The following is a 16,489-nucleotide window of genomic DNA, read 5'->3' as shown; positions in this document are numbered from 1 at the left end:
AATACTTAGTAAAATGAAAAGAAAAAACTTTTTGATTCTTCTAGCCGCAGGATGTTTGTTCAGTTGTCAGCAACAGGATGAACTGCAAGAAACAAGTAAAGAAGCAACCAACTTCTCTATCTCTATCGACGACGCTCTCTCTGACCCGCTCACCCGTACCAGCAATGATCTGTTCCCTGCCAGAAATAGCATCACTACAGGAGAAGTTATCTCCATGGCTGCCTCCGGTCAGGACTATACTCCGTTTATTGTTGGCAAAGACAGCCGCGCATGGAACGAAATAGGAACTGCCACAGGCACAGTAACCTTCTACGCCCACTATCCGGCATTGACAGACGAAGCCGCTACCAGATCAGGCGGTAACAAACGCTATTTAAAAGGAGGTCAGGAGCACTTGTTCGGAACAGCGGAAGCAGCTCCGGGCAGCCAGAATGTATCGCTGAAATTCAAACGAATGACCGTGCCGGTTATTATACTTGATGAGAACGATCGTCCGTATGAAGGCGAAGCTAAAGTTGAGCTCAGCCTGAAAAACGAAGGTACGCAGGATTTATTGAACGGTACCATAGAAATCAACGAAAATGCGCTGTCAGAGAATATCGAAGTAAAGAAAGTATCCGAAGGCGTTACTACCAATGTTCTCCCGCAAAAGATCAATGCTGGAGAGGAAATAGGAACAATCACTGTCGGAGGAGTCACTCAGAAGATCAGTGCAGTGGAAGATCTTGATTTAAAAGCCGGAAGCACACTTTCTGTCAGATTATCAAAAAAATTCGGAGGCGGTATTATTGATGGCAATGTTCCATTGTACAGATAAGAAGATTGCACTTAAAGACAATCTTGCAGATTATATAAATATAAAGAACGGGATTCGTATGAATCCCGTTCTTTTATTTAGACCTAAAAACTATATAATAAGCCGGTCAGTCCCCAAGAGCCGACCGACTTATTTATAACACTTTATTACTTATCCCACCATACGCGTGATGTCATCTTATCGCCTCCGCTAAGTCTCTTAACGGCATCATTGTAATTAACAGGATTAGCTGTTATTTCACTTGTCGGATAAATGAAACGACGAGGAATCTCTCCATTTGTCACATTGTTAGGATAGCTGGCTGCATTTCGAGCCGGGGTTAATTTGGGATATCCAGTACGACGCCAATTTGCAAAAGCTTCATACTCATTACAGAACGTATGGATATAATATTCCGTATTAATCTGTTCCAGCGCTTTTTCCGTATCAGCATCCAATGGATTAGCATTCAGATAGGCAGTTATCGCATCATCTGTAATCGTAGCTGAGGCTTTTTCATAATAGGAGAATTGTTTCATGGCAGCAGTTACTCCATCTCTATAAAATTTTCTGCATCTCCTGTATAGAGTCCACGTTTCACTGCATCAGCCAATAATAATCCATCGGCATGAGTGACAAGCATAGAGGGTGAATCCGGGCGTGCATAAACTGTACGGTTAGGAACAGAATATGCTTTTCTCCAATCAACCTGATAGCTTGGAGCTTTACTCAAATCCCAGTCTCCTCCTGACACATCATAACCAACCGGCATACCTTTCTGCTTAGCAGCCGTGTTGTCACCTAAATCAAAATCAGCATCTCCCCATCCCGGTTTAGGATCTCTGGTACAAACTGTAGCAATCAGAGGAAGACGAGGATCGTCCTGAAGGATGTTTATAAATGTTTCGCTGATATAGAACGCCTGAGTATCCAGACTGGAAAATACTTTTCCGTAAGGTTCGGCAGAGTCATCGCTTGGTGAACCATTGGTATGTCTGACGATCGCATTATCATCGTTGCTTACGAACAAGCCATTCGAAACCGCTTTAGCTACCCATGTTTTCGCTTTATCAGGAGCTACTTTGGTCAGGCGCATGGCTACCCGGAGCATCAGTGAGTTTGCAAATTTCTTCCATTTCGCAGCATCACCGTTATAGATAACGTCGGCAGCCCCTATCGTATTACCGGCAGAAGTGCTTAATGCAGCTTGTGCTTCATCGAGTTCTTTCAGCAGATCATTATAGATTGCTTCTTGTGTATCATATTTAGGATACGGAATCGGATTGGTAGAATACCCCTGCCCTGCTTCAGAATAAGGAACGTCTCCATAAAGGTCAGTCATATTCTGGAACATATATGCTTTCAGAATGCGGCACATCTGATATTCATTCGCATAAGCGGGATTTCCTTCCCAATTATTCATCACATCTATAATATTACGAATAGCTGCACGCCCACCAGAATAGAATCCTCCCCAATAAGCACCACTATACTGATCGTTCCATGTATAGAAAACTCCATACGCCCAATCTACACTAGCCGTATGCTGTATCATGTTGGCTGTGTAGATACAGCCATTACGCCACACGTCCCAGTCGGAGCCACATATCTGTGCTTCAACCTGAGTAAATTCCATTTTATAATCCACCACTCCGGGATTCAGGTTCATAGGGTCGTTATTCACATCCCCAAAGTCATTACAGCTCGTCGCTAATCCCATCAGACCAAAAGCCGTCAATATATATAAAGTAAACTTTTTCATTGTTACAGTATTTAAGATGTTAGAACTTAACATTTACATTGAATCCCACATTTCTCGTGGCAGGATATCCGTTCAATTCCAGACCTTGAGCATTACCGTTATTATAAGCAGATTCCGGATCAATATTATCCGTATGCTTCAATATAGTCCAAAGGTTACGACCGACTAAAGAAAGGGTTACCCCCTTTATAAGTGTCTGCTTATTCAACCATGCCTGCGGCAAAGTATATCCGACTGACAGTTCGCGCAGTTTTATAAAACTCGCATTATAAACAAACTCTTCAGCAATATTCTGACTGGTAATAGCCTGCCAGTAGTCTTGTGCAGAAACGGCTACGGTATTCTTCACATAGCCCCCCTTACCATCAGACATTACACCATTGCCCACCATTGTTCCTTTACCGTCAGCACCACGTCCCTGCAAAGTATTCTTGTGCAGACCGTTGCTGTAAAGAGACAGATTGGTTCCGGAGAACATCTTAGCTCCTGCCTTGAAGTCAATCAGGAAAGAAAGAGTTATGTTTTTGTAAGTAAACTCATTGCGCCATCCACCGGTTACCTTATAAACGCCGTTTCCTAATACCTGTACCTCGTCTGAGTGTACAGGAAGACCGTTTTCAAAAATAACTTGTCCATCCGAAGTACGTTTGTATTCATAACCTACTAATTCACCATAAGGATGCCCCAAGATATTCTGAACAGAAACACTACCTACACGTGAATTGGCTCCGTCAAGAGTAAGTCTCTTTATCTTTTCTCCCGTTCCGTCTATTCCCAGGTATTTCACATCACTGCTGTTATAAGCGATATTGAATGTAGAATTCCAGTTAAAGTCCTTTGTATGAACAGGAACGGCATTCACCATTACTTCCACACCATTATTTCTGATTTCTCCGACATTCTGGATAGCTGATTCAAAACCGGACGCACCACTGGTGGTTACCTGCACGATATCATCTTTGGTTGTTTTTACATAATATGCAGCATCCAATGACAGGCGATTATCCAAGAAAGAGAGATTCAAACCAATTTCCCATTCGGAAATCTGAACCGGTTTCAGTCCTTTGTTAGGTACGGTCGAGTTATTGATCGTTACTACAGGCTGTCCGTTCGATTGGTAATTATCTACTTTATAGGTAAGAAGATTCTGATATGCTTTGGTTCCGTTGGATGCAGCTGCATAAGATGCACGCACCTTTCCGAAAGTAAACCAGTCAGGAGTCTTGAATGTATCACTAAATACCCATGACATACCGATAGAAGGATAGAAATAATGATTATTATCCGGGTCCAGTGTAGAGAACCAGTCATTACGTCCGGTTAAATTTAAGAATACCTGATTCTTATAACCAAGGTCTGCAGTACCATAGATTGAATTTACCCGATATTCTGTATATTCTTTCTTATACACATGCTTCGCAGTGTTGCTACTTGAATAAAAATCGGGCACAAAGAATGAAGAGGCCTTATCATCCAGACCGTATTTCTTTGTAATATTTCTCTGACGGTTTCCACCGAAAGTAGCACCGACACTCCAGTCTCCGAATGTCTTATTGAATCCGATCAAATAGTTCAGGTTCATTTCAGAGAAGTTCTGAGTGTATTCCTTTATATAACCGCGTGGATCTTCCGGAGAAGCGGAACCGATTGGCTTCACTTCGGAATATTCCAGATTATAACCGTCACGTGTCACAGCACCCTGAATGTATAACCAGTCAAAGATATCATACTTCAAAGTCATACCACCAGTCAGACGATTACGGTTGGTTTCATTAGTAACCCTGTACTGCAACCAATACGGATTATTGAAATAACCGTTCGTACCGCCTAACAACTCTTTGCCGTCAGCACCGGTACCCCAGTCACAATCCGGATTTTCACGTTCCATCCAACGGATATCAAATGAATTGGCATGATAAAGAAGTGCGGCATTCGTGTTACTGTTACCATCGGACAAGTTAGAACGACCTTTATTCTTGTCGAATACGTAGTTGGCATTCACCATTAAATGAACTTTTGAAGAAATGTCATAAGTCGTATTCATATTGATACCTTGCTGACTGATGCTGGAATTGGGAAGTATCCCCTTTACCGCCATATTGGAAACACCAAAACGATAGGATATCTTATCGGAAGCACCACTTACTGCCAAAGTTGTTGTATTGTTAATCCCAGTACGATAGAAGTTCTTCCAGTTATCTACAGGAGAATAGGCATATTCGTTCCCCAAGAAGTTTACTGCTTTTTTTCCATCCATTACTTCACCCCAGCTGGATGTTTCCGTTGCTTTTGCCACATCTGCAGAAAGCGGACGGTTACCCTGAGTTCCTTGCCCGTAGACATTCTGGAAATCGCGGTAATCATAAATCACATCAAAAGCCAAGTTATTGTTAAATTCAACGGAGACCGGTTTTCCTTTCTGACCGGATTTAGTAGTAATCAAGATAGCACCGTTACCACCACGATATCCATAAAGAGCAGATGCAGCAGCACCTTTCAACACTTGAATATCTGCAATATCATCCGGATTGATACTTGACAAACCATCGCCCATATCTTTACCTCCCCATTGACCTGCACTACCAATATTAGTATTATCAAACGGAACACCGTCGATAACATAAAGCGGCTGGTTGTTTCCCGTCAAAGAAGCATTACCACGAATTACGACACGGCTACTACCACCCGGACCTGTTGCATTTCCGGAAACGGAAACACCGGCAATCTTACCGGAAAGTGCGTTACCAATGTTCGTTGTACGAGCTTCCGTGAAATCTTTTCCTCCTACTGTCGTTGTAGAATAGCCGAGGGACCTTTTCTGACGCTTAATCCCCAAAGCTGTCACTACAACTTCATCGAGTGTCTGCGTATCTTCCTGTAAGGTAATGTCTAAAGGTTTACCCGTGAACTTCACTTCCTGTGGGGTATAACCTACATAAGAGATTTGAATCGTTGCTCCATCAGGAACATTGGAAAGAACAAAATTACCGTCCAAGTCGGTAATTACACCATTTGTAGTACCCTTGACTACAACTGAAGCTCCAATAACCGCTTCACCTGCCTTGTCTTTTACTACACCTTTACACGTACCGTTTTGCTGTGTGACACTCACACTTGTTGCTCCATTCTCAGAGGCTGCATAGGAAATTGCTGCCGGCATGGCAAACAAGAGCAACAGCACACTTACTGATTTGAGTGGTTTAAACATAATACTGCTCTTTTAAGGTTAATAAAAATTGTCTGTGTGTAGAGAGGACGTCAATATTTCATAGTTTGGTTCTGACTACGATTACAAAAATATGAATTTATTTTAAATAACAAGAAAATAAGTAGTTTTTTTTCTTTAAACAAAAAGAATAATTATATCGGCTAACAAAATTACAATATTCAAAACAGAATGAACCTTCTTTGGCATTAAATGAAAAGATAATAAAGAAATCCCTGGAACTGCTGTAGACACTCAGCATTCCAGGGACTCTAACACACAAAAGTTATTATTGAAATTGAAAACAGTTTCTAATTAAAAGCGTAAACCTAAAGTCATCATCACTTTACTACGGCTATTTGTCACATCAGTCTTTTTTAAAGCTCCATCATCAAATGGATAGAAATCTTCCTTATAAGTACTATACATGTAAGCCAAGTCTGCGTAAAAAGTCGATCCTCTATAACCGATACCTAATGTATAATTATTATTTGCTTTTGCATTCGCAAAATCCGTATCCGTATTAATTGAATTGTAGCTCAAATCTTTAAAAGCTGTTTTTTTGAATGCTGCTGACATATAATTATAGCCTAAACGAAAAGCAAATTGAGGAATAACTTTCCACTCAGCACCGATACGGAAAGTATTCACACCTTTCAACATTTCTTTTGCTGTAGGATTCTGCCATCCCATTGCTTCTCCATCCGAATAACTAAAATGCATAGCGGAGTAATCCTGATATTCATATTCTGCTCCAATAGCGAAAGATGATCCATAAGTATACCCAAGACTTAAATTATATTTCCATGGTGTACGGAAACGGAAGTCATATCCATAATCAACACCATTCGTAAAATCATAAGAATCTACAACAGCCTCACTTAATTTTTTAGAGTCAAAATCAGGGGTATATGTCACTGCTCTAACATTCGTTTTAATTTTCAAATTATAAAATGTAGGAGTATGAACAGAAACACCAATACGGAATGGAGAGTCTTCAAATGGACGCACGATAGCTCCAAACTTAAAATCCACACCTGAACCATCTATTTTATTCTCAGTAGTCATTTCATAACTTGGAGTACCATAATTCACATTTTCTACAATATATTCCCCATACTCCTCTCCATAAGTAGAAATCTTTGAGTAATTAACATCGTAAGCACCAATGGTCAATCCTAAATAAACACGATCACTTATATTAAAAGCAACATTAAAATCATACTGATTGATTCCTCCTTTTTCATGTCCATCATACCATGAATATGGTTGAGGTAAATAACCTATATAGCCATTTTTATCTTCATTTTCATTATATAAATATCCATTCCAGCCGATAGCAGCCAGCCAGCCAGTCTGACTATCAGTAAACAGATTAATCTTATCATCAGCTAACTTACTGATAAAGTCACCATTCGCTTTAATCATAGTGTTCGCTTGATTCGTCATTTGATTAGTCTGAGAAAGAATTGTTCCTCCAGGCCCCAGATTAATCAAACCTTCCATTGTCATATACTTATCAAATGACTTGGAACGAGTGTAACTGAATCCAAAATTCACATAACGCAAAGCGGTCTGATTTCCAATTTTAGAAGAAAACACAAATCCTATATTATCAAATGATCCACGAGTCTTATCAACATTAAACTTTGATCCTTCATATTTACTCTCCGAACCAAAAGAAGAAAAGCCGAAAGTTCCCATTATATCATTACTACGATATATACCAATACCAGCCGGATTTGTCCCCATAGTAGAAATATCTCCTCCTAGTGCACCCATTGCTCCTCCCATTCCTACAAAACGGGCAGTTCCATTCAAATCCTTCTGCGTAAACTTAGCACCATCGTATATTGTCTGGGCGCTTGCACTTGCCACCATAATAAGAGCAAGTGCAGCTATATTTATTTTCTTTTTCATACGTTTCCTTAAATATTATTATATGCTATAGTTTTATCTCCTGCTACCGCCTCTAGCTGAACCTCCACCACCGGAAGAACTTCCACGACTACTGCTACTACTTCCGCCTCCATACGAAGAACCACTAGAACGAGAAGAACTGCTACTAGGAGAATAAGAACTGGAACTACTAGAACGACTACTGCTACTAGGAGTATATGTTCGAGAACTACTACTAGAACGGTTACTACTGCTAGGAGTATATGTTCGAGAGCTACTAGAGCGACTAGGTGTATAACTACTACTTCCTCTTGAATAAGTTCCGCTACTTCTAGAAGAAGATCCCCTATTATAAGTACCTTCACTTCTTGAAGAAGAAGTACGAGTGCTACTACTACGATTCATACCCGAAGATGTGCTGGTACGAGTACTGCTCGGACGAGTATAGGTATCTCTGCGAGAAGAACTAGTTCTTGTACTTACTCCTGTCCGTGTACTATTCTCTCTGGTTCCTACTACACGTCCCGAAGTTGTTCTATTCGAAGATGTACGAACTGATGAAGGACGAGAAGACTGATAACGGTTAGAGGTATATCTGGTACCATTGGTAGTACGGTTAACACTCCTGTTAGGAGAACGACGATTGGTGTATAGCATGTCTCTATGACCACCGCCCCAGCCCCAGCTAGGACCACCACCCCAGTGGTGATGATGTCCCCAATAACCGCCGCCATAGAAGCCACCCCAGTAGCCACCATACCAGCCGCCCCATGAACCCGGGTAATATCCCCAACCATAGTAAGGACGATTCCATCCCCAGCCATAGTTCCATCCCCAACCGTAGGAGTTGTAACGCCAATCCCACCAAAGCGGATTACTAAATGTCGGGAAAGCATAAGCGTACATACCATCAGTATATACATTCCAGTTCCATGAATTAGGTCCGTAAACAACGTCCCAATAGAGTGGACTGCTAATGCTGATAGCAAAACGTGGATTACGGAAACGGATAATACGTTCAGCATATTCATAGTCCTCTTGCGAACCATCAAATTCACCGGTTACCCATTCTCCTTCCAAGTCTGGCTGAGCTTTCTCTTTTATATATAAGGTATCGTTTTCCATTACGAATTCATTCTCACGAGCGTCATAACGGCGGTTATATTCATCCACATCCCGTGTTTTTCCCTTGCGGTCCTGAACTACAACGGTAGTGCCCGGTGATGTATAGATGTTGGTCGTGACTTGCTTTCTCGGTTCCTTCTTTTCCGGAGTCGTTTCTTTCTTCTCCTTTTTGTCTTTAGAAGGTACGAAATAAAGGTCGTCATCAACGCTTTGTGCCATCAAGCCTATAGGGAGGCATAAAGCAATTAGCAAGAAATAAACAATCTTTTTCATATCATCTCGGTTTATGTAATTACTTAAACTTATTCACATTACAAAGATAAGGAAGAGATTCGCCACTCTAGGGAGATTTTCCCCAAAGGATAATAGGGAAATCCCTATTTCTAACTATCTTTGCAAAAGATTCACCAAATTAAAAACAACTATGAAGTATTTTGAGTTCACATTCCATACAAGTCCATGCACAGAAACAGTAAATGACGTACTGGCTGCCGTATTAGGTGAAGCCGGATTTGAAAGTTTTGTTGAAAGCGAAGGCGGACTGACTGCATACATACAACAGGCATTATGCGATGAAAATACAATAAAAAATGCAATAACCGAATTTCCTCTGCCCGATACGGAGATCACTTATACATACGTTGAAGCGGAAGACAAAGACTGGAACGAAGAATGGGAAAAAAATTTCTTTCAGCCGATTGTGATCGATAACCGATGTGTTATCCATAGTACCTTCCATAAAGATGTACCCCAGGCAACTTATGATATCGTTATCAATCCGCAAATGGCTTTCGGCACGGGACATCATGAAACGACAAGCCTCATCATCGGGGAGTTACTGGACAATGAGTTGAAAGATAAATCACTTCTGGATATGGGCTGTGGAACTTCGATCTTAGCTATTCTCGCCCGCATGCGGGGAGCACGCCCATGTATCGCTATTGACATTGACGAATGGTGTGTACGAAACTCTATTGAGAACATTGAATTAAACCACGTAGACGACATCGCCGTTTCACAAGGAGATGCCTCATCGCTTGTTGGCAAAGGGCCCTTTGATATCATCATCGCTAATATAAACCGGAATATTCTATTGAACGACATGAAGCAATACGTTGCCTGCATGCACCCGGGATCGGAACTTTATATGAGTGGATTTTATGTGGACGACATTCCTTTCATCCGCCGGGAAGCAGAAAAGAACGGACTGACCTTCGTACATCATAAGGAGAAAAACCGCTGGGCAGCAGTGAAGTTCACATATTAAGCATTAATCTTCCTTATCTGTTTCAAGAAGACACAGACCACGTATCTTTAAAAGACAGCATATATTTGTAGTAGAGATAAGATGTACGAGATGCTCATCTCGTGCTGTACGGCATGCTCATCTTGTTATACACCAGATGCTCATCCAGTAGTGTACGAGATGAGCATCTGGTACATACCATCCTTTAATGAAAAGAATGGTATGATATAATATTCCTTCTGTTATGTTACCGGGAAACAGATATAAAGTATTAAGGTTTTGAATCAAACTCATTCTTTACCTGTTCGCACCATTCCCTGATTCTCTTTTCCGCTTGCTCGGATTGATTATCCAAATCGACGACCAAACCGCACCACCGATCACCACGCAACGCTCTGGAACGTTCGAAAGTGTATCTTTCGGAAGAAGTAAAACCGACCAGTGTGGCCCCGTCTCCTTCAAATACCTCGGCAAGCAGTCCGATTCCGTCAGCAAAGTTTTCGGGATAACGTATCTGATCTCCTAACCCGAAGACAGCTACTTTTTTCCCTTTCAAGTCCAATGTACGAAGTTCCGGCAATAACTCATCCCAATAGGTAGGAAGTTCTCCGTCAAACCAGGTCGAAGCACCTACTATTAAACAATCGTAAGCTGCAAAATCATTTTGCCATGCCTGCTCAATAGGCACCACTTCTATCCTATCTTTTCCAAATTCTTTCTGAATTTTCTCTGCCACCCAAGTAGTCTTATCAGCTTTGGTGGCATAAAACAAACCAATCTTCTTCATATACTATACCTCCATTTTATTCCATTAATATTCCAATAGCTTTTTAGCTGCCTCATAGATCTTCGCCTCATCCGGCAATATCTCTTTTTCCAGAATCGGATTGAAACCGACAGGAGTAAATGTAGATCCGACACGCTGCACCGGACCATCCAGATAACGGAACATATCCGTTCCGATCATAGCCGCAAGTTCCGCACCGAAACCGGAGAATACCTTGTCTTCGTGAACAACCAATGCTTTACTAGTCTTTTTCACTGATTCGAAAATCGCCTCCTTATCTAATGGTATCAATGAGCGAATATCGATCACTTCGACTTTCCAGCCACTTTCTTTTTCCAGTTGCTCTGCTACGTGCAGGCAGAAATGGGTCGTATTGCCATAAGTAATAATGCTCAAATCCGTTCCTTCACGACGAATACGTGCCTTTCCAAAAGGAACCTCAAAATCTTCCGGAACAACAGCTGCCGCTTCTACCGAATTATATAGAGCTTTCGGTTCCAAAAACAAGGTAAATCCCTTTGAACGCATACTGGTTCGTAACAATCCGGCTGCATCATCTGCAAAAGAAGGACAGACAATACGTGCACCCGGCAACGTTGTCAGAGCACCCTCTATATTTTGGGAATGATATAATCCACCACCGATATATCCTCCGGAAGCAAGCCGTAAAGTGATATTCGGAGCAAACTTACCGTTACTGCGCCAATATTCATGAGTACACTCCACATACTGTTCTACGGCAGGCCAGAAGTAGTCTGCAAACTCAGCTCCTTCTATCACTACATGGATTTTAGGGTCAAATCGGCTCATACCATTGGCTGTACCTACAATATAATCTTCGGCAATCGGTGCGCTGAATACACGCGCCTCGCCAAATTCCTGCTGCATGCCTTTGGTCACATTAAAGACCCCGCCTTTTTCTCTGTTTGCCACATCTTGTCCCCAGATAAAGGTATCCGGATTATGGCGGAATTCCGCTTTCAATGTTTCATTAATTGCATTGACCAGGAAAGTCTTCTCTCCTTCTTCCTGATGAGTACCTTCTTTGTATTTTTGCGGCTGATAAGGTTCGGGCATCACAAAATCGTAAATGCTTTTAGGATCAGGTTCAGGGGCAGCCAGCGCCTTGCGGTTGGCAGCAGATAGTTCCTTCTTTGATTCAGCTTCAATTTGCAGCAGTTCCTCTTCCGTCAAGCGCTTATAGCGCAATAACATCCGGCGGAACTTCATTAGCGGATCGGCTTCTTTCACATATTCCAGTTCGTTTTCATCCCGATAAAGTGTATGTTTATCCGAATTGGAATGAGAGCCGATACGAACGCAGTTAGCCTGTACAATCACAGGATTACGGGTACTGATCGCATATTCGCGTGCCTCAGTCATGGCATTCATGGAATCGAACACATCTTTTCCATTGCAGTAGATAATCTTCAGATTCTTGAAACCGGAGAAGTTCTCGGCTACTTTACGATTGGCAGTCTGCTCGGATTTAGGAACAGAGATGCCATATCCGTTATCCTGTATAACGAAAATCACTGGAAGACGTTCCAGACTAGCTCCATTGATAGCCTCGTAAACAAAGCCTTCGGAAGTAGCAGATTCTCCGTGCGAAGTGATTGCTACTCCTTTATGCCCATAATATACCATTGCTCTTGCTACACCCGCCGCATGCAGGTCATGCGTTCCGGTAGCAGAAGATATATTTTCAATATGCCATTCCGGTTTGGCGAAGTGATTCGACATATGACGTCCGCCGCTACCGGGATCGGTTGCTTTCGAAATGCCGTTCAATATAATCTCTTCCGCAGTCATTCCTGCAGAAAGCACAGTCAGCATATCTCTGTAATAAGGGAACAGGAAATCTTCTCCCAATGTGAAAACCTGACCGACAGCCAGTTGGATACCATCATGCCCCGCATAAGGAGCATGGTATGACCAACCCAAGGATTGCAGCTGGTAAGACGGCGCCTTCTCGTCCAAAGCACGCCCTAATGTCATCAGATGGTACCACTTTTTCAGTGTTTCAACATCCGTAGTCTTTATATCATATTTCTTTTTCATAGTTAATGAAGTTCTTAATGAATGAAACAATCTGTTATCAGCCCTTCCAGTTTTCCAGGTAATCGGCTATGAAGTGCAGGAAGTTGCCTCCCAGCATACCGTCAACTACACGATGGTCATAAGACAGGGACAGATACATCTTATGACGGATAGCAATCGTATCACCTTCCGGTGTCTCTATTACGGCAGGCTTCTTCTCAATATATCCCACTCCCAAAATGGCAACCTGGGGCTGATTGATCACCGGCGTACCGAACAAACTCTTGAATGTACCGAAATTAGTAATGGTAAACGTACCTCCGTCAATATCATCTGGCATCAATTTGTTATCACGAGCCTTCAATGCCAGCGAGTCTATAGCTACAGCCAATCCATTCAAGTTCAGATGATCGGCATCGTGTACCACAGGAACTATCAGATTGCCATCATTCAAAGAAACAGCAATACCGATATTGATATGTTTCTTGAAAAGAATATTATATCCGTCAACAGATACATTGACCTGAGGATATGCTGCCAATGCTTTTGCAACAGCTTCTGTTATGACAGGCATATAGGTCAGTTTCACTCCCTCACGGCGGAAGAAAGCGTCTTTATTCTTTTCACGCCAGCGTACCAGTTTGGTTACGTCTACCTCTACTACATTGGTTACGTGTGGTGAAACCTTCTTGGACATCACCATATGATCCGCAATAATCCGGCGGACACGATCCATTTCTTTCACTTCTACTCCCGGAATATTAGCAGCTGCAGGTGCTTGTTTAGATGGAGCAGACGGTGCAGCAACAGGAGTTTGCACGGAAGCCGCCACAGGAGAAGTTGTCATAGAGCCAGCCCCTCCAGTCGAAGAAGGCATAGAAGCCGTAAGTGCATCACCGGTAGGTATCGCCGCCTTCGAGACTTCGGAAATTCCCCTTTTCTTCTTCTCAATATAATCCTTTATATCTTTCTTGCTTAACCGGCCTTCGTATCCTGTGCCTTGTATCGAATCAAGTTCTTCTTTCGGAATATTTGCACCTCGTGCCAATTGAATCACCACAGGAGAATACCAGCGTTCCTCAGCCTTTGCTACCTGAGAAGATACTTTTTCTGCATCAGAAGAAGCATTCTCCTTACTTTCTGGAGTTTCTTTTCCACTTGCAGTTTCTTCATCGGATGCCTCTTCACCTCCCATATCTACAACAGCAACCACTGTACCTACAGCGACTGTATCTCCTTCCTTAAACAGAATTTCCACTACCTTACCAGCTACCGGTGAAGGTATTTCCGCACTGACTTTCGCCGTATTTACCTCGAAGAGAACATCGTCTTCCTGAATGACATCCCCCACTTTCACAGACCAAGAGACAATCGTCCCTTCGGTTATACTCTCGCCCAACTTAGGCATTTTTATTTCGAATCTTGACATAGACAGTAAATTTATTATTCAACCTTGAACTATTAGAACAACCCGCTGAAAAAGAAAGTTTTAAGTTAAAGTATTTTTAACCGGACTCAACGACTGAAGATCCAGTCTTCGCAAATATATTTCTCAGTCCGAAGTTTATGGATTGCTTCCAATTCTTTCTCACTGAAAGTATCAGCACATCCCTTCTGACTAAAATATTCGAAAAGTATCGCTTTGAAATGATCAACCGTTTCCATAGGTAAGTAACGACTGATATTTGTGACTTCACTACGGACAGACGGAACAGCATACACAGGCAATGCCACGCCCGTCTCAATGTCCCTCTCCGGATTCAATACCTTATTTAAAGCAGCAAGATTCGTATCATACAGCAAAGTACAATGATAAAGCACCCTGTTCTTGTGTACGCACTGGGCACTCCCCGATATTTTCAGACCATCAAGATAGATACCCAGACGTTCATCTCCTTTTGCCGGCAATCCTATCAGTTTTAAGAAATCCAATATCCGATGAAGATAAAGACTGAAATCAGGCAAGCGGGACACTGTTTCGATAAAAGTTAAATTGACATTACCCAAATCATGATATACAGCTCCCCCACCCGAAAACCGACGGGCTATTTGAATCTGTTGTTCTTCCGCCCATTCCCGGTTCACTTCCAACTGTACAGATTGGTGTTTTCCCATCACTACAGAAGGAGTGTCCTGCCAAAGCATGAAAACAGAATCTGTTTCCTGCTTCAGCAAATACTCTTCTGCCGCCAGATGAAAATAAATATCTGTAAAAGTGTTATGAAAGCACCTCATGATAAATCTCTCCAACCGTAGGATGGGGAAATACATTCTTCTGAAATTCCTCAACCGTATAGCCCTTCTGAATAGCTATTCCGGCAATCACAATCAATTCCGACGCAGGATTTCCAAGCATATGACAACCGATAATATGATCAGCTTCATCAAGTATCAGCTTACATATTCCATTTACTTGTTCGTTTTCCGCAACAAAACGTCCGGAATAAGCCATCGGCAACTTCGTAACACGATAAGGAATGCCCTGTTTGGTCAGCTCTTCTTCTGTCTTACCTACGCCGGCCACTTCCGGATTGGTGTAGACAACTCCCGGCACACTGTTATAATTCATCCGGTCTTCCACTCCTAAAATATGATTGATTGCCACTTCCGCCTCCCGAATTGCCGTATGCGCCAATAAAGAATAGCCTGTAATATCACCGCACGCATATACTCCGGGATGAGAAGTCTGAAGATATTCGTCTACTTTAACCCCATTCCGATGAAGTTCTATATTCAGCTTATCCAATCCGACATTGGTAATATTTGCTTTACGCCCCACACTGAGCAAGATCTTTTCCGTTTTGATAGTAGAAGCCTTCCCATCTTTCTCTATGACGACTCCGTCAGGTTTCACTTCTATTACTTTTGTATTCAAGTAGAAAGTGACTCCACGTTTTGCATATTCCATACGAAGCATACTGCTGGTTTCCTTATCCATGACTCCCAGTATCTCCGGCATCATCTCGACAACATGCACTTTCACTCCCATACTGTTGAAGAAAGAAGCAAACTCCATTCCTATGACTCCACCACCTATAACAACCAACGTTTCAGGAAGCTCTTTGATCTCCAAAGCCTCTTTTGACGTCCAGTAACTAACTTCCGACAGTCCCGGTATCGGAGGAATAACCGTGTCGGAACCGGTACATACCAGCAGATATTTCACTTCATATCTTTCTCCGTCACAGATGATACGGATCAGCCCGTTTTCTTCTCCTTCTATAAAGGCTTCTTTTTCCACGATCGTCACTCCGTAAGAGTTCACAGTCATCTTTACCCCACCAGTCAGCATTTTCACCGTTTTCTCTTTACGGCTCATTATTTTAGTTAAATCAAACGAAGGAGATTCGGCAGAAATGCCATATTTGGAAGCACTCTTGATGCTATCCAGAATTTTAGCAGAATATAACAACGTTTTAGTAGGAATACATCCTTCATTCAGACACACCCCACCTATTGCCTTTTTTTCAAACAAAACGGCTCTCAGTCCGTTTGCCCCTGCCCTTTCGGCAGCTGTGTAACCAGCAGGGCCACCACCAATAATAGCTATATCAAAGTTCATAATCGTATCTTTTTAGTAATAATACGATTATAACAAATGAGAGAAGAGATTAGTTGTATGACAGATC

At 42.1% G+C, this 16,489-nt stretch carries 10 protein-coding genes and 1 pseudogene; 2 read left to right on the top strand and 9 right to left on the bottom strand.

What is annotated here, in order from left to right:
• Positions 1–13: 13 nt before the first annotated feature.
• On the top strand, positions 14–817 hold the full coding sequence (locus BT_RS01565; RefSeq protein WP_008766146.1) for a fimbrillin family protein: 804 nt from the start codon (positions 14–16) through the stop codon (positions 815–817).
• 175 nt (positions 818–992) lie between these two features.
• On the opposite strand, the pseudogene BT_RS01560 reads toward BT_RS01565, so the two are convergent.
• The 4 genes and pseudogenes from BT_RS01560 to BT_RS01545 form a co-directional block, all read right to left on the bottom strand.
• Positions 993–2,432: pseudogene (locus BT_RS01560) on the bottom strand (SusD/RagB family nutrient-binding outer membrane lipoprotein); the annotation flags it as partial.
• 145 nt (positions 2,433–2,577) lie between these two features.
• Positions 2,578–5,766: a SusC/RagA family TonB-linked outer membrane protein gene (locus tag BT_RS01555; RefSeq protein ID WP_008766148.1), complete on the bottom strand. Its 3,189-nt coding sequence runs from the start codon at positions 5,764–5,766 to the stop codon at positions 2,578–2,580.
• A gap of 312 nt (positions 5,767–6,078) precedes the next feature.
• Positions 6,079–7,683, bottom strand: a complete 1,605-nt coding sequence (locus BT_RS01550) for an OmpP1/FadL family transporter (RefSeq protein ID WP_008760612.1) — start codon at positions 7,681–7,683, stop codon at positions 6,079–6,081.
• 33 nt (positions 7,684–7,716) lie between these two features.
• Complete coding sequence (locus tag BT_RS01545) at positions 7,717–9,060, bottom strand: hypothetical protein (RefSeq protein ID WP_008766149.1); 1,344 nt, start codon at positions 9,058–9,060, stop codon at positions 7,717–7,719.
• A 151-nt stretch (positions 9,061–9,211) separates the two neighbouring features.
• On the opposite strand from BT_RS01545, the gene prmA reads away from it, so the two are divergent.
• Positions 9,212–10,054, top strand: a complete 843-nt coding sequence (gene prmA / locus BT_RS01540; protein WP_008766150.1) for a 50S ribosomal protein L11 methyltransferase — start codon at positions 9,212–9,214, stop codon at positions 10,052–10,054.
• 250 nt (positions 10,055–10,304) lie between these two features.
• On the opposite strand, the gene BT_RS01535 is transcribed toward prmA, so the two are convergent.
• The 5 genes from BT_RS01535 to lpdA all read right to left on the bottom strand — a co-directional run bounded on the left by BT_RS01535 (position 10,305) and on the right by lpdA (position 16,422).
• Positions 10,305–10,820 carry a flavodoxin gene (locus tag BT_RS01535; RefSeq protein ID WP_008766151.1) on the bottom strand — a complete coding sequence of 172 codons (516 nt, stop codon included), beginning with the start codon at positions 10,818–10,820 and terminating at the stop codon, positions 10,305–10,307.
• Between the two features lie 24 nt (positions 10,821–10,844).
• Entirely contained in the window at positions 10,845–12,881 is a 2,037-nt protein-coding gene (locus tag BT_RS01530; RefSeq protein WP_008766152.1) for an alpha-ketoacid dehydrogenase subunit alpha/beta, read from the bottom strand.
• A gap of 37 nt (positions 12,882–12,918) precedes the next feature.
• A complete protein-coding gene (locus tag BT_RS01525; protein WP_008766153.1) occupies positions 12,919–14,289 on the bottom strand; it encodes a dihydrolipoamide acetyltransferase family protein in 1,371 nt (456 codons plus the stop codon).
• Between the two features lie 86 nt (positions 14,290–14,375).
• Positions 14,376–15,095 carry a lipoate--protein ligase family protein gene (locus BT_RS01520; RefSeq protein WP_008766154.1) on the bottom strand — a complete coding sequence of 240 codons (720 nt, stop codon included), beginning with the start codon at positions 15,093–15,095 and terminating at the stop codon, positions 14,376–14,378.
• On the bottom strand, positions 15,079–16,422 hold the full coding sequence (gene lpdA / locus BT_RS01515; RefSeq protein WP_008766155.1) for a dihydrolipoyl dehydrogenase: 1,344 nt from the start codon (positions 16,420–16,422) through the stop codon (positions 15,079–15,081). Before lpdA ends, BT_RS01520 begins: the two co-directional genes overlap by 17 nt.
• Positions 16,423–16,489 lie beyond the last annotated feature (67 nt).

It is taken from the genome of Bacteroides thetaiotaomicron VPI-5482 (genome assembly GCF_000011065.1).
GTDB lineage: Bacteria > Bacteroidota > Bacteroidia > Bacteroidales > Bacteroidaceae > Bacteroides > Bacteroides thetaiotaomicron.
The sequence above is the reverse complement of the archived record's forward strand: the minus strand, read 5'-3'. Positions and strand labels throughout refer to the sequence as shown.

Excerpts from the sequence above, each read along its gene's own strand:
- BT_RS01555 (WP_008766148.1), bottom strand. The coding sequence starts at position 5,766 with ATGTTTAAACCACTCAAATCAGTAAGTGTGCTGTTGCTCTTGTTTGCC.
- BT_RS01525 (WP_008766153.1), bottom strand. The coding sequence starts at position 14,289 with ATGTCAAGATTCGAAATAAAAATGCCTAAGTTGGGCGAGAGTATAACC.
- prmA (WP_008766150.1), top strand. The coding sequence starts at position 9,212 with ATGAAGTATTTTGAGTTCACATTCCATACAAGTCCATGCACAGAAACA.
- BT_RS01545 (WP_008766149.1), bottom strand. The coding sequence starts at position 9,060 with ATGAAAAAGATTGTTTATTTCTTGCTAATTGCTTTATGCCTCCCTATA.
- BT_RS01565 (WP_008766146.1), top strand. The coding sequence starts at position 14 with ATGAAAAGAAAAAACTTTTTGATTCTTCTAGCCGCAGGATGTTTGTTC.
- lpdA (WP_008766155.1), bottom strand. The coding sequence starts at position 16,422 with ATGAACTTTGATATAGCTATTATTGGTGGTGGCCCTGCTGGTTACACA.
- BT_RS01535 (WP_008766151.1), bottom strand. The coding sequence starts at position 10,820 with ATGAAGAAGATTGGTTTGTTTTATGCCACCAAAGCTGATAAGACTACT.
- BT_RS01530 (WP_008766152.1), bottom strand. The coding sequence starts at position 12,881 with ATGAAAAAGAAATATGATATAAAGACTACGGATGTTGAAACACTGAAA.
- BT_RS01520 (WP_008766154.1), bottom strand. The coding sequence starts at position 15,095 with ATGAGGTGCTTTCATAACACTTTTACAGATATTTATTTTCATCTGGCG.
- BT_RS01550 (WP_008760612.1), bottom strand. The coding sequence starts at position 7,683 with ATGAAAAAGAAAATAAATATAGCTGCACTTGCTCTTATTATGGTGGCA.